At 69.5% G+C, this 13662-nt stretch carries 12 protein-coding genes; 8 read left to right on the top strand and 4 right to left on the bottom strand.

The annotated features are described in order from the left end of the window. Positions 1-92: 92 nt before the first annotated feature. A complete protein-coding gene (locus ACQCSU_RS06530) occupies positions 93-1826 on the bottom strand; it encodes a formate--tetrahydrofolate ligase (protein ID WP_426978928.1) in 1734 nt (577 codons plus the stop codon). 59 nt (positions 1827-1885) lie between these two features. Continuing rightward, positions 1886-3172, bottom strand: coding sequence for a D-inositol-3-phosphate glycosyltransferase (gene mshA, locus ACQCSU_RS06525; protein WP_426978927.1), 1287 nt, complete (start codon positions 3170-3172; stop codon positions 1886-1888). A 185-nt stretch (positions 3173-3357) separates the two neighbouring features. Between mshA and ACQCSU_RS06520 the strand changes: the two genes are divergently transcribed. Beyond that, entirely contained in the window at positions 3358-3894 is a 537-nt protein-coding gene (locus ACQCSU_RS06520) for an N-acetyltransferase family protein (RefSeq protein ID WP_426978926.1), read from the top strand. Positions 3895-3954: 60 nt separating this feature from the next. Here ACQCSU_RS06520 and ACQCSU_RS06515 read toward each other — a convergent pair whose 3' ends face one another. Then, positions 3955-5358, bottom strand: coding sequence for a 6-phospho-beta-glucosidase (locus ACQCSU_RS06515; protein WP_426978925.1), 1404 nt, complete (start codon positions 5356-5358; stop codon positions 3955-3957). 122 nt (positions 5359-5480) lie between these two features. On the opposite strand from ACQCSU_RS06515, the gene ACQCSU_RS06510 reads away from it, so the two are divergent. From ACQCSU_RS06510 to tsaD, 6 genes are all read left to right on the top strand, one after another. Further along, positions 5481-6572: a carbohydrate kinase family protein gene (locus ACQCSU_RS06510; protein ID WP_426978924.1), complete on the top strand. Its 1092-nt coding sequence runs from the start codon at positions 5481-5483 to the stop codon at positions 6570-6572. Between the two features lie 536 nt (positions 6573-7108). Then, the gene (alr, locus tag ACQCSU_RS06505) at positions 7109-8377 is read left to right on the top strand and encodes an alanine racemase (RefSeq protein ID WP_426978923.1); all 1269 of its coding nucleotides are present in this window, start codon (positions 7109-7111) and stop codon (positions 8375-8377) included. After that, positions 8374-9036 carry a tRNA (adenosine(37)-N6)-threonylcarbamoyltransferase complex ATPase subunit type 1 TsaE gene (tsaE, locus tag ACQCSU_RS06500; protein ID WP_426978922.1) on the top strand — a complete coding sequence of 221 codons (663 nt, stop codon included), beginning with the start codon at positions 8374-8376 and terminating at the stop codon, positions 9034-9036. The genes alr and tsaE overlap by 4 nt, the downstream gene beginning before the upstream one ends. Further along, complete coding sequence (gene tsaB / locus ACQCSU_RS06495) at positions 9036-9707, top strand: tRNA (adenosine(37)-N6)-threonylcarbamoyltransferase complex dimerization subunit type 1 TsaB (protein ID WP_426978921.1); 672 nt, start codon at positions 9036-9038, stop codon at positions 9705-9707. Before tsaE ends, tsaB begins: the two co-directional genes overlap by 1 nt. A gap of 53 nt (positions 9708-9760) precedes the next feature. After that, positions 9761-10255, top strand: a complete 495-nt coding sequence (gene rimI / locus ACQCSU_RS06490; protein WP_426979732.1) for a ribosomal protein S18-alanine N-acetyltransferase — start codon at positions 9761-9763, stop codon at positions 10253-10255. Then, positions 10252-11367 (top strand): tRNA (adenosine(37)-N6)-threonylcarbamoyltransferase complex transferase subunit TsaD, encoded by a 1116-nt coding sequence (gene tsaD, locus ACQCSU_RS06485; protein ID WP_426978919.1) that lies wholly within the window; start codon positions 10252-10254, stop codon positions 11365-11367. Before rimI ends, tsaD begins: the two co-directional genes overlap by 4 nt. Before the next feature lie 53 nt (positions 11368-11420). Here tsaD and ACQCSU_RS06480 read toward each other — a convergent pair whose 3' ends face one another. Then, a complete protein-coding gene (locus tag ACQCSU_RS06480) occupies positions 11421-12572 on the bottom strand; it encodes a glutamate--cysteine ligase (RefSeq protein WP_426978918.1) in 1152 nt (383 codons plus the stop codon). 245 nt (positions 12573-12817) lie between these two features. Between ACQCSU_RS06480 and ACQCSU_RS06475 the strand changes: the two genes are divergently transcribed. Continuing rightward, entirely contained in the window at positions 12818-13645 is an 828-nt protein-coding gene (locus ACQCSU_RS06475; protein WP_426978917.1) for a shikimate 5-dehydrogenase, read from the top strand. Positions 13646-13662 lie beyond the last annotated feature (17 nt).

Below are 13662 nucleotides of genomic sequence, written 5' to 3'. Positions count from 1 at the left end.
CGTTGCGCTATCAGTTGTGGTCGCCAAACGCCCCGAATGGCAACCCAAAGTGATAGGGCAAAGGGGGCGGGGGCAGGGCGGGACGGGCGGGGCTAGAAGAGGCCGACGGGGTTGCCGTCGGCGTCGACGTCCATCCGCATCGCCGCGGGGACCTTGGGCAGCCCGGGCATGGTCATGACGGCGCCGGTGAGCGCGACGATGAAGCCGGCCCCAGTCTTGGGGATGAGGTCGCGGACGTGCACGGTGAAGCCCTTCGGGGCGCCGAGCCTGCTCGCATCGTCGCTGAAGGAATACTGGGTCTTCGCCATGCAGACGGGGAATCCGGACCAGCCGTTTTTCTCGATCTCGGCGAGCCGCTTGAGCGCCGGCACGGAGAAGTCCACGCCGTCGGCCCCGTAGACTTCCTGCACGATGGTCCGGATCTTGTCCTCCACCGACATTCCCAGCGGGTACAGGTGCCGGAACGTGTGCGGCGCGTCGATGGCTGCGGCCACCTTGGCTGCGAGTTCGTCGCCGCCGTCGCCGCCCCCGCCGTGGCCCCAGACATCGGCCACGGCCGCCTGCACGCCCTCCGCGGCGCACCAGTCGAGCAGCCAGTCGAGCTCCTGCTGGGTGTCGGTGGCAAACTTGTTGATCGCCACCACCGGCGTGATACCGAACTTCTCCACGTTGCGGACATGCCGCTGGAGGTTGGCGACGCCGGCGGCCAGCGCCTCGACGTTCGGTTCCTTGAGCTGGTCCCTGGCGATGCCCCCGTGCAGCTTGAGCGCCCGGATGGTCGCCACCACCACGACGGCGGACGGCGCGACGTCGGCCACCCTCGCCTTGATGTCCATATACTTCTCGGCACCCAGGTCCGCGCCGAAGCCGGCCTCGGTGACGACGATGTCCGCCAGGCTGCGCGCTGTCTGCGTGGCGATCAGGGAGTTGCACCCGTGCGCGATGTTGGCGAACGGGCCGCCGTGCACCAGCGCGGGCGTGCCGGCGATGGTCTGCACGAGGTTGGGCTTGATCGCGTCCTTGAGCAGCATGGTCAGGGCGCCCTGGACGCCGAGGTCCGCCACGGTGACCGGCTGCCGGTCGTAGGTGTAGCCGAAGGTGATCCGGCCCAGCCGCTCCCGGAGGTCGGCGAGGTCCGTGGCGAGGCAGAACACGGCCATGATTTCGGACGCCACGGTGATGTCGAAGCCGTCCTGCCGCGGTATGCCCTGCGCCGGGCCGCCGAGGCCGATCACGACCTCGCGGAGGGACCGGTCGTTCATGTCCAGCACCCGCTTGAAGGTCATCCGGCGTGGGTCGATGTTCAGCTCGTTGCCCTGGAAGATGTGGTTGTCCACGAGCGCCATCAGGGCGTTGTTCGCGGAGGTGATCGCGTGGAAGTCGCCGGTGAAGTGCAGGTTGATCTCATCCATCGGCAGCACCTGGGAGTAGCCGCCGCCCGCGGCGCCGCCCTTCATGCCCAGGATGGGCCCCAGAGAGGGCTCGCGCAGGGCGATCATGACCTTGTGGCCGGCCCTGGCCAGGGAGTCCGCCAGCCCCACGGTGGTGGTGGACTTGCCCTCGCCGGCAGGAGTGGGGGACATGGCGGAGACCAGCACCACCTTGCCGGCAGCATGGGCCGGGCCGCCGCCCTGGGACGCATGGAGCTTTGCCGGATCGATCTTGGCCTTGTAGCGGCCGTAGAACTCCAGTGCGTCGGCGTTGATGCCGGCCGCGGCTGCGATCTCCTCGATCGGCCGCATCGTGGCCCGCCGGGCGATCTCCAGATCGCTCAGGACGGCAGGGGCTGCGGCGGCGAGGTCTTCCGGCAGGGTGTTTTCAGACATCGTTGTCCTTCGGCTCGTGGCATCGGTGGGTGTTCCGGCCAGTGGTGGCGGGCCGGGAGTTACCGGCCGGTTGCCCCGGCTGCGGGCGGGTGGCCCACCGGGATGGTCAGGTTTCCAAAATACTGGCTCAACGCGGTGTGATAGCTCTCCAGCGTGATGGCGGCGGTGCGCTGCCAGCCGAAGCCCTGGGCGTGCAGGGCCGCGGCCCGGCCCATATCCTCGCGCGTGGCAGGGTCGTCGTACAGCGACTCGAGCGCGTCCGCCCAGTCACCGGGTTTGTGGCCCTCCACCAGTAGGCCCGTGCGTCCGTCGAAGATCGCCCGGGAGAGTCCGCCCACCTTGGTGGCGGCCACCGGCGTCCCGCAGGCCTGGGCCTCGAGGGCCACGAGGCCGAAGGATTCGCTGTAGGAGGGCATCACCACGACGTCGGCCGAACGGTACCAGCCGGCGAGCTCCGGTGCGCTGACCGGCGGATGGTGGGTGACGGCGTCGTCCATCCCGGCGGAGCTGATCAAGGATTTCAGGTCAAAATCCTTGGCCCCGCTCACCGCGCCCACGATGGTCAGCTGCAGCTCGATGTCCGGGCGGCGGGCCCGGAGCACGGCGGCTGCCTTGATCAGGATCTGGGGCCCCTTGAGCCGCTGGATCCGTCCGGCGAACAACAGATGGAAGCGGCCCGGCGGCACACCGTGGTCCGCCCGGGCCCGGCTCCGGAAGGCGGGGGTGAACACGCCCAGGTCCACGCCCGGCGGGGCCACATCGATGTGGTCGTTGTCCGCGTTGTAGTGGGAGACGAGCTCCGCGGCCTCGGTGCCGGTGTTGGCGATGAGCCGGGTGGCGCCGTCGACGATCCGGTGCTCGCCGTCCTCGCGCCGGCGCGGTTCCGGCTGCTCACCGGATTCCAGCAGCAGGTTCTTCACCTTGGCCATGGTGTGCATGGTGTGCACCAGCGGCACCCCCCACAACCGGGCGAGCTCGAGACCGGCCACGCCGGAGACCCAGTAGTGCGAATGGATCACGTCGTAGCGGCCGTGCGGCTGGAGCTGGCGGATCCTGTCGATCTCGGCCACCATGCTGTGCAGCAGTTCGGGCAGCTCTTCCTTGGGCAGCTTCCGCGGCGGGCCGGCCAGGACGTTGTGGACGCAGACTCCCGGGGTCGGGTGCTCGACGGCGGCCTGCCCGGCGGCGGTGGACCTTGTGAAGATCTCCACCTCGACGCCGGTCTCCGCGAGGGCTGCGGCCAGCGCCCGGATGTACACATTCATGCCCCCGGCGTCGCCGGAACCGGGCTGCTCCATGGGTGAAGTATGGAGGGACAGGAAGGCGACACGGCGGACCAGTGACATCCCTCTTCCCTCCTCTGTCGCCCAGTGCCTTTGGCCAGGGTCTTTGACCAGGGCCTTTGGCCAGAGCCTGAACGGCGCTGCCGGAACTGCGTTTCGATAAAACACTACTCCTGAAGTTCCCGCGGATTCACCGGCGTTTTCGCGGCGCCGGTCACCGGTCCCCGCCTGCTGCTAACGTGGCGGCTGTGAGTACGAACGCAGAAGCTGAACCAACCGTGGCCGCGTGGGACATCCGGGAGGCCTCCGACCAGGACTGGCCGGCGATCTGGGAGATCCTGGAGCCCGTCGTCAGGGCGGGGGAGACGTTTACCTGGGACCTGGACACCACTCAGGACCAGGCCCATGAACGGTGGTTCAAGCAGGCCCCGGGGCAGACTTTTGTGGCGGTCGGCCGCGGCCGGCTCGACGGCGTGGTCCTCGGCACCGGCGAACTGCACGCCAACCAGGGCGGCGGCGGAAGCCACGTCGCCAACGCCGGCTACATGGTCCACCCGGCCCACGGGGGCAAAGGCGTGGCCCGGGCCCTGTGCGCCTACTCGCTGGACGCCGCCCGCGCCGCCGGTTTCCGGGCCATGCAGTTCAACGCCGTGGTGGAAAGCAACGTCCGCGCCGTCGCCGCCTGGACGTCCATGGGCTTCGAGGTTCTCGCGACGATTCCGGAAGCTTTCCACCATCCGCGGCTTGGCTACGTTGGCCTGCACGTGATGTACCGCAGGCTCTGACGGCCGGGTGAATCAGCTGCCGGGTGATTTGGCAGCCGGGCGCTGCAACGGCCAGGTGCTTCAACTGCCGCCGCCGCGCCAGAGCTGCTGCAGCTCCGGGAACGCGGCCTCATAGCCGGCGAGCAGTTTGCCGCCGAGGGCGTCCGAATCAACGAGGGGATGCCGGGCGAAGGCTGCCAGTGCGGCCTCCCGTCGCCCGTCCGAAACGGCCTCCACGACGTGCCGTTCAACGTCCTTGACCCGTTGCATGAGAGCGAGCTGCGCGGGCGCCGGAGGCTGCTGCGGGAGCGGCACCACGCCGTCGGGCGTCACCCTGCAGGGAACCTCGACGACGGCGTCCACGGGCAGCCCCGGAATCGCAGTGACCAGATCGCCCGGGCCGGGCCCGGCGTTGGGCGCGTTCAGGATCAAGTCCGTCGCGCCGCCGCCGGACAGGGCTCGCATCGCTGCCAGGGCCACCCGTTCGTAGCCACCGCCGGCGAGGTCCGACTCGTCCCGGCGCTCGCCGGCCGGGCGGGCCTCGGCCAGGTACCCCTCCTCGCGGGACCGGCGCGCGGCCTCCCAGAGCGGATACGCCTCGGCCCCGGCGGCGGCAAGCCTCGGGTAGAGCTCGGACTGCTGCCGGTCGATGGACTCACCCCGGGTCTGGGCGGCTGAGCGGACGCCGGCCAGGGCGCGCCCGGTCTCATAGTAGTAATAGAGGTATTCGTTCGGCAGACACCCCAGCTCGGCGAGAAACGGCTGCCGGAACAGCCTGCCTTCCTCGAAGCCGGAGAGGGCGGCGGCGTCCGCCAGCAGCCCGGGCAGGGCGTCCCGGCCGCCGGATTCCAGCCGGTAGAGCCAGCCGAGGTGGTTGAGTCCGTAGTAGCCGACGCCGTCGAGCCGGCCTTCGGGCAGCGCGACGCCGGCCGCCCGAGCCGCGCGGTGCGCGAGCCCGCTGGCGGAATCGCAGATGCCGACCACTTTGCGGCCAAGCACCGGGACCAGGGCCTCGGTGACTATGCCGGCCGGGTTCGTGAAGTTCAGCAGCCAGGCCTCCGGGCAGCGGTCCCGCATTTCCGTGGCGAGCCCCAGCATTTTGGGAATGGACCGCAGTGCGTAGGAGATGCCGCCGGCGCCCGTTGTCTCCTGGCCGAGCAGCCCCAGGTCCAGGGCGATCCGCTCGTCGGCGGTCCGGCCGGCAGTGCCGCCGGGGCGGATGGCGGCAAACACCATGTCCGTGCCGTCGAGGGCCTCCGGCAGCGAGGTAGTGGCGCGGACGGCCGGGAAGCTCCCGGGGAAGAAGCCGGCGGATGCCTGCCGCGCCGCCAGCGAGGCCAGCACTGCGTCGATCGCGGCCAGCCGGCCGGGGTCGACGTCGTACAGCACGAGTTCCCGGACCAGCCCGGCGAAAGGCCCGGAGCAAAGCGCCCGGTAGACCAGCGGTACCCGGAATCCGCCGCCGCCGGCAATCATGAGCCGCATGCGGACAGTCTATTCACACCTGCCTGTTCATGCCTGCCTTTTTAGTGCCTGCTTATTCATGTCTGCTCCGCCGGCGTCGGGGCGCCTTTCCACCCGTACCGGGACGGCGTAGTGTGCCATACATGGACGCGACTCCGACGCGGCGCTTCGACCCGCTTTCCTCCGTCCGTACCCCGGCGGCGGAGGGTTTCGACCTGCTCCTGACCGGTACCGTGTTCCAGGACATCATCTTCACCGGGCTGCCGCACGCACCGGTTGCCGGCACCGAAATCTGGAGTGACGGGATGGGCAGCTGCCCCGGCGGGGTCGCCAATCAGGCCATCGCCGCGGCCCGGCTGGGGTTGCGGACCGGCCTTGCGGCCGCCTTCGGTGACGACGGCTACGGTGACTACAACTGGAAGATTCTGGCCGCGCAGGAGCACGTGGACCTGTCCCTTTCCCGGCGGGTACCGGGCTGGCACTCTCCCGTGACGGTGTCGCTGAGCGTGGAGCAGGACCGGTCCATGGTCACGCACGGCCATCCGGCCCCGGTAACCTCCACCCAGCTGATCGGCTGCCCGCCGCCCGCGCTCGCCGCCGTCGCGGAGCTCGACGAGGAGATGGAGCCCTGGGCCCTCGACGCCCACAAGGCCGGAGTCCGCATGTTCGGAGACGTCGGCTGGGATCCCACCGGGGCCTGGTCATCGACTCGGCTGGACAACCTGCAGTACTTCCACGCTTTCATGCCCAACCAGCACGAGGCGATGGCGTTCACCGGGCGGGACAATCCGTGGTCGGCGTTGTACTCGCTGGCGGACAAGGTGCCGGTGGCCGTGGTGACACTGGGCCCTCAGGGTGCCATGGCCGTCGACTCCGAAACGGGCGAAGAGGAATGGGTGCCGTCCCTGCCGGTCTCCGCTTACGATCCGACTGGTGCCGGGGACTGCTTCGGCGCCGCCTTCATCGTCGGCTGCCTCGCGGGCTGGCCCCTCGGCGACAGGCTGCGCTTCGCCAACCTGTGCGCCGCGCTGGCCGTGCAGGAAGTCGGCGGTTCGCTCGCCGCGCCCGGCTGGGGCGACATCGCCGACTGGTGGCAACGCGCCAACGCCCGGAAGGAACGCCAGAGCAGCCAATGGCTGCGCCGCTACTGCTTCCTGGACGAAATCGTCCGCGACGTGCCGGCGGAGGCGCAGCGGCGGGCGACGGCGACCATCGCGCACCTCTCCGACGCTTAGCCTGAATCCACCGGCCGGCTGCGGCCGCGCACAGCCGCGCACCGTGCCGGTGGACATGCGCTCCGCCCGGGCCGTGGCGTGGACATGGTTCCGTTGTGCCCAGTCCTTGGCGGGAACAATGGGCATGTCCTTAGCGCGGGGAGGGCATGTCCACTGTCGGCGGGGGACGCGGTGCGTGAACCTGGACTCGGTGCGCGAGCGCTGGACATGCTCTCCGCCAGGGGCCGTGGCGTGGACATGATTCCGTTGTGCCCAGTCCCTGGCGGGAACAATTGGCATGTCCTTAGCGCGGGGAGGGCATGTCCACTGTCGGCGGGGGACGCGGTGCGTGAACCTGGACTCGGCGCGCGAGCGCTGGACATGCCCTCCGCCCGGGCCGTGGCGTGGACATGATTCCATTGTGCCCAGTCCCTGGCGGGAACAATGGGCATGTCCTTAGTGCGGGGAGGGCATGTCCACTCTTGTCGGCGGGGGACGCGGGCGAGGTGCAACCGCCCGAATTAAGCCGGATGCGTTGCCGCCCCTAGAATCGTTAAGTGACTTACCCAGCAGCTACAGGCGATTTCCGGTCCGTTTCACACGCCGCGCCGGCCTTCGCCGAGGAACGCTCGGCAGTAATAGACCTCGAAGCCATCCGGCACAATGTACGGCACCTCGCCGCCGTGGCCTCGCCCGCGCAGGTCATGGCGGTGGTCAAGGCTGATGCCTACGGCCATGGCGCCGTCCCCGTTGCCCGCGCAGCCCTCAGCGCCGGCGCCAGCTGGCTGGGCGTGGCCCACATCTCCGAGGCCCTGGCCCTGCGGGCGGCCGGTATCGAGGCCCCGCTGCTGGCGTGGCTGCACACCCCCGAGAGCAACTTCGCCGCCGCCGTGGCCGCCGGGATCGACATCGGCTGCTCCGGCTGGGAGCTCCAGCGGATTGTGACGGCGGCCCGCGAGCAGGAGCGGCCGGCCCGGATCCACTTGAAGGTGGACACCGGACTCGGCCGCAATGGCGCGACCCTGGATGCCTGGGACAGCCTCGTCGGCGAAGCCATGGAGTACCAGGACCAGGGCCTGCTGCGGGTGGTGGGCATCTTCTCCCACCTCGCCGTCGCAGACGAACCCGAGCGGCCCGAAACCGATGAGCAGCTTGCGGCCTTCCGGGAGGTTCTCGCGATCGCCCGGGACGCGGGCGTCGACCCCGAGGTGCGGCACCTGGCAAACACTCCGGCCACCCTTTCCCGTCCCGACACGCATTTCGACCTGGTCCGGGTGGGCCTGGGCCTGTACGGCCTGTCACCCTTCGAGGAGCAGAGCGCCGCAGAGCTGGGCCTGCGCCCCGCCATGACGCTCCGCACGGTCGTCTCGCACTGCAAGGACGTGCCCGCCGGCCAGGGCGTCTCCTACGGACTGAACTACCGCACCGGTGGCCCCAGCACTCTCGCGCTCATTCCGCTGGGCTATGCCGACGGCGTTCCACGCATCGCCACCGGCGGGCCCGTCCGGGTGGAGGGCGTGACCTACCCGGTGGTGGGCCGGATCGCGATGGACCAGATGGTGATCGACCTGGGACCCCTGAAAGTCTCCGCCGGCGGCCGCAGCGTGCTCGGCGCCGAGGCTGTGCTGTTCGGCAACGGCGCCGACGGCGGGCCGACGGCAGAGGACTGGGCCAGGGCCGCCGGCACCAACAACTACGAAATCGTCACCCGGATCAGTCCACGGGTACCGCGCCGCTACATCAACGAGGAGCCCGTGAACGAGGAGCCCGTGAGCGAGGAGCCCCGGAACGAGGCGCCCCGCCGCAGCGGGGAGCAGCGGCAGTGAGCGCCCCGGAGTGGGAGCGGACGCTGGAAGTCCGGACCGCGGACCAGACGCACGCCCTCGCCGCGGGCCTCGGCACCACGCTGGAGGCCGGGGATCTGCTGATTCTCACCGGCGAACTGGGAGCGGGGAAAACCACGTTCGCGCAGGGGCTCGGGGAAGGTCTGGGCGTCCGCGCCGGGATCATTTCACCCACCTTCGTGCTGGTCCGCATCCACCCGAACCTGCCCGACGGGCCTCGGCCGGGCGGCCCGGACCTGGTGCATGTGGACGCCTACCGGCTCGGGTCCGCCGCCGAGATCGACGACATCGACCTGGAAAACACCATGGACAGCGCCGTGACCGTGGTGGAGTGGGGCCGCGGACGGGTGGAGCACCTGAGCGACAGCCGGCTCGAGGTGGACCTGGTCCGCACCCTCGGCTGCGCCAGCAGGGATGCCCTCGGCGGCCCCACTCCGGCTGCCCCCACCCGACACGCTGATGCCTCGCACGCGGAGACTCTTGATTTCGACACCGAGGACGACGACGAGCCCCGCACCGTGGTTATCCGCGGCTACGGTCCGCGCTGGGTCAACCCGCCGGCCCTGCCCGGGACCGAGCCCGGGGCCCTGCCCGGGACCGCGGCCGGACCCCTGCCTGAGCCAACGGAACGGAACTCCTGATGCTGATCCTCGCAATCGACACCTCGGCCGTGGCGAGTGCCGCACTCGTCTCCGATGATGCCCCGGAGTCAGTGGTGGGCAGCTTTGCCACCGAGGACACCCGGAGCCACGCTGAGGTCCTTGCCCCGGGAATCGAAAGGCTCCTCGCCGAGGCAGGACTGAGCGGGGACGACGTCGACGCAATTGTCACGGGGGTGGGCCCCGGCCCCTTCACCGGACTGCGCTCCGGCATTGTCACGGCCCGTACGCTCGCCTTCGTCTGGGGCAAGCCCCTGTACGGGCTGATGAGCCTGGACGCCGTCGCCCTCGAGGTCGCCGAGTCCGTCGACGCCGCGCCGGAGTTCATCGTGGCCACGGACGCGCGGCGCAAGGAGGTCTACTGGGCCCGCTACGCCTTGGCCGGAGGGCAGCTCCCCGCACTGCTCGACGGGCCGCATGTGGGGTTCGCCGCCGATCTTCCGGATCTCCCCGTCTACGGTGCCGGTGCCGGGATTTACGCCGACGCCGTCAAGGCAGTCCCCGAATTCAGCTCGCGCCAGCCGGAGGCGCTCTCGCTGGGCCAGTTTGCGCTCGCCCGGCTCGCCGCCGGGGAGCAGCTGCTCGACTCGACCCCGCTCTACCTGCGCGAGTCCGACGCCCAGGTTCCCGGCCCCCGGAAGCGGGCGCTGTGAGCGGGTCGGACGCTGTGCCGGCGTCGTTGCCCGGCGGAATAGCGCTGCGGGACATGACCGCCGCTGACATCCCGGCAGTGCACAAACTCGAGCGGCGGCTGTTTCCGGTGGACGCCTGGCCGTTGCCGATGTTCCTTGATGAGCTGGCGCAGGCGGAAACGCGACGTTACCTGGTCGCCGAACATGCCGGGCGCATTGTGGGCTACGCCGGACTGATGTGCATCGAGCCGATCGCGGATGTCCAGACCATCGCCGTGGTCCCGGAGCAGGAAGGCAAGGGCATCGGCTCTGCCCTCCTCACCGAACTCATCCGGGAAAGCCGGCTGCGGCACGCCGAAGACGTGCTGCTGGAAGTCCGCGCGGACAACCCCCGGGCCCAGCAGCTGTACCGCCGCTTCGGTTTTGAACAGATCCACGTCCGCCCCCGGTACTACCGCGACGGCGTCGACGCCCTGATCATGCGCCTCCGGCTGGACGCCGCAGCGAACGCGCCAGGCGCAGCCAACACCCCCGACACCCCTGAGCCCCGGGAAGCAGGCCGCCCATGAACCGCACCCAGCACATCGACCAGCCGCTGGTCCTTGGCATCGAGTCCTCCTGCGACGAGACCGGCGTCGGGATTGTCCGCGGAACCCGGCTGCTGACCAACACCGTTGCGTCCTCGATGGAGGAACATGTCCGGTTCGGCGGCGTCATCCCGGAGATCGCTTCCAGGGCCCATCTGGACGCCTTCGTGCCGACTCTCCGTGAGTCGCTCGCGGAAGCGGGTGTGACGCTGGAGGAGATCGACGCCATCGCCGTCACCTCGGGGCCCGGACTCGCGGGGGCCCTCATGGTCGGAGTCTGTGCCGCGAAGGCGCTTGCCGTCGCCACCGGCAAGCCGCTGTACGCGATCAACCATCTCGTGGCGCACGTCGGCGTCGGACTGCTCCAGCCCGACGGCGGAGCGGAGCCGTCTCCGGGATCGCTGCCGGGGACCCCGCCGGAAAACCTGGGCGCGCTGCTGGTTTCCGGCGGCCACACCGAAATCCTGCGGATCCGGAGCATCACCGACGACGTCGAACTGCTCGGTTCCACGATCGATGACGCCGCCGGAGAAGCGTACGACAAGGTGGCGCGGCTGCTCGGCCTGGGCTACCCAGGCGGACCGGCCATCGACGCGCTGGCGCGCACCGGCAACGCCAAGGCCATCCGTTTCCCGCGCGGGCTCAGCCAGCCCAAGTACATGGGAACTGCGGAGGAACCCGGCCCGCACCGCTACGACTGGTCCTTCAGCGGACTCAAGACCGCGGTCGCCCGCTGCGTCGAGCAGTTCGAAGCTCGCGGCGAGACGGTGCCGGTGGCGGATATCGCCGCAGCCTTCCAGGAGGCCGTGGTGGACGTGATCACGGCCAAGGCAGTGCTGGCCTGCCGGGAGAACGGCATCACCGAGCTCCTGCTGGGCGGCGGCGTGGCCGCAAATTCCCGGTTGCGCCAGCTCACCGAGCAGCGCTGCAGCGCGGCCGGGATCCGGCTGACGGTCCCGCCGCTATCGCTGTGCACGGACAACGGCGCCATGGTCGCAGCACTCGGCGCCCAGCTGGTAATGGCAGGGATTGCACCGAGCGGCATCGGCTTCGCACCGGATTCGTCCATGCCGGTCACCAGCGTTTCCGCCTGAACAGGACGGCCGCTCCGGCCGCCCTTCCCGGCCGCCCTGGCAGGGAAGCGGAGTCAGGCTTCGGGGCCCTTGCGCATCTGCTTGACGAGGTCCAGGACGACGGCGCGCAGGTCGCCGCCGTGCTCGGCGGCGACACGGCGCTGCCGCTGGTAGCCGGCGCCGCGCTCGATGACCTTCAAGACATCAGCCAGCTCGGCGGTGCAGCCGAGTTTCGCGGCGACGGGTTCGAGCCGCTTGACCGTCTCGCGGAGGTGTTCGGTGACGAGCTGTTCTTTGCCTTCGGCGTCGAGGATGATGATCGCGTCCAGGCCGTAGCGGGCGGCGCGCCACTTGTTTTCCTGCACATGCCACGGCGGCATGGTCGGGATGGTGCCGCCGTTGTCCAGGGTGGTGGAGAACTCGTCGACGAGGCACTGCGTCAGGGCGGCGATGGCGCCGACCTCCTCGAGGGTGGCCAGGCCGTCGCAGATCCGCATCTCGATGGTGCCGAGGTTGGGGACGGGACGGATGTCCCAGCGGATCTCGGACAGCGTGTCGATCACGCCGGTGGTGAACATGTCCTGGACGTAGGTCTCGTAGTCCTCCCAGCTGGAGAACTGGAAGGGCAGGCCAGCGGTGGGCAGCTGCTGGAACATCAGGGCGCGGTGCGAGGCGTAGCCGGTATCTTCGCCGCCCCAGAACGGGCTGGAGGCGGAGAGGGCCTGGAAATGCGGGAAGTAGTTCACCAGGCCGTCCAGCACGGGAAGGACCTTGTCCCGGCTGTCGAGTCCGACGTGCACATGGACGCCGTAGATGACCATCTGGCGGCCCCACCACTGGGTGCGGTCAATGAGCTTGGCGTAGCGGGCCTTGTCCGTCACGGGTTGGAGCTGGGGCGGGCTGAAGGGGTGGCTGCCGGCGCAGAAGATCTCGACGCCCATGGGGTCGGTCACGTCGCGGACCGCGGCGAGCGAACTGTCCAGGTCGGCTTTCGCTTGCGCCACCGTGGTGCAGATTCCGGTGACCAGTTCCACCGTGTTCAGCAGCAACTCCTGCTTGATGTGTGGGTGTTCGTCGTCCTCGTTCAGCTCGGGATGCGCGGCGGCAACTCCGCGGAGCACCTCGTTGGCGACGGAGGCCAGTTCGCCGGTTTCTGCATCGACGAGGGCGAGCTCCCATTCCACACCAAGAGATGATTGCCTGGATGAAGCGAAATCAATCTTCATGTGGTCCCTTCACTGTTCTGCTGTCCGTTGCCGTGACCCATCTGGCAGCGGTACTGGCAGGGAAGTTGGCGGGGGCAACGGTGGTCCAAGTCTAGTGCAGGGGTGGCGCCGGGTCGGTGGCCAAGTTGCAGCGGGAACGTGAAAGTGTTCACAAAAGGACTCTGACCGCAGCGGAAGTGACGGCAGTTCCGGGGATGCCGGCGCCGCTGGCGTTTAATGGAGGGGTGCCCATACTGAACAAAGACATGACGCTGTGTATCTCCCTCTCGGCCCGTCCGAGCAACAACGGGACGCGCTTCCACAACCATCTGTATGAACAGCTTGGCCTGAACTGGATCTACAAGGCCTTCGCACCCACCGACCTGGCCCAGGCGATCGCCGGCGTGCGGGGCCTGGGAATCCGCGGCTGCGCCGTCTCCATGCCGTACAAAGAGGATGTCATTGCCCTCGTGGACGTGATGGACCCGTCCGCCAAGGCGATCGATTCGGTCAACACCATCGTCAACGACGCCGGACGGCTCACCGCGTACAACACCGACTACACGGCGATCGAGCAGCTGCTGCAACGCAATGCCGTCCCCACTGGCTCCTCGGTGTGGCTCCGCGGCTCCGGCGGCATGGCCAAGGCCACCGCGGCGGCGCTGCGCGACGCCGGTTTCCGGGACGTGACCGTGATAGCCCGCAACGAGGCCCCGGGACGGGCGCTCGCCAAACTCTATGGCTTCGCGTGGCTGTCCGAGGTCCCCGTTCCCTTGGCTGACGGGGCCGGAGCTGCGCAGATGCTCATCAACGTCACACCTATCGGTATGGCAGGGAGTATGGCCGGCGGCCCGGACGCCGATTCGCTGTCCTTCCCGCAGGAGGCGGTGGAGGCCGCGACGGTGGTCTTCGACGTCGTCGCCCTGCCGGCCGAGACGCCGCTCATCAGGGCCGGCCGCGCCGCCGGCAAGACCGTGATCACCGGGGCCGAGGTGGCCACCATCCAGGCCCTGGAGCAGTTCGTGCTGTACACCGGCGTCCGGCCGAGCGACGAGCAGGTCCGGGCCGCCGAGGAGTTCATGCGGGCACAGTAGCCCTGCGGTGCCGGTAG

Source organism: Pseudarthrobacter sp. O4, assembly GCF_050157025.1.
Lineage (GTDB): Bacteria > Actinomycetota > Actinomycetes > Actinomycetales > Micrococcaceae > Arthrobacter.
Note: the sequence above shows the minus strand (reverse complement) of the source record. Positions and strands in the feature narration are given on the sequence as shown.

Excerpts from the sequence above, each read along its gene's own strand:
- ACQCSU_RS06475 (WP_426978917.1), top strand. The coding sequence starts at position 12,818 with ATGACGCTGTGTATCTCCCTCTCGGCCCGTCCGAGCAACAACGGGACG.
- ACQCSU_RS06515 (WP_426978925.1), bottom strand. The coding sequence starts at position 5,358 with ATGCGGCTCATGATTGCCGGCGGCGGCGGATTCCGGGTACCGCTGGTC.
- mshA (WP_426978927.1), bottom strand. The coding sequence starts at position 3,172 with ATGTCACTGGTCCGCCGTGTCGCCTTCCTGTCCCTCCATACTTCACCC.
- ACQCSU_RS06480 (WP_426978918.1), bottom strand. The coding sequence starts at position 12,572 with ATGAAGATTGATTTCGCTTCATCCAGGCAATCATCTCTTGGTGTGGAA.
- rimI (WP_426979732.1), top strand. The coding sequence starts at position 9,761 with ATGACCGCCGCTGACATCCCGGCAGTGCACAAACTCGAGCGGCGGCTG.
- ACQCSU_RS06530 (WP_426978928.1), bottom strand. The coding sequence starts at position 1,826 with ATGTCTGAAAACACCCTGCCGGAAGACCTCGCCGCCGCAGCCCCTGCC.
- tsaB (WP_426978921.1), top strand. The coding sequence starts at position 9,036 with ATGCTGATCCTCGCAATCGACACCTCGGCCGTGGCGAGTGCCGCACTC.
- tsaD (WP_426978919.1), top strand. The coding sequence starts at position 10,252 with ATGAACCGCACCCAGCACATCGACCAGCCGCTGGTCCTTGGCATCGAG.
- ACQCSU_RS06510 (WP_426978924.1), top strand. The coding sequence starts at position 5,481 with ATGGACGCGACTCCGACGCGGCGCTTCGACCCGCTTTCCTCCGTCCGT.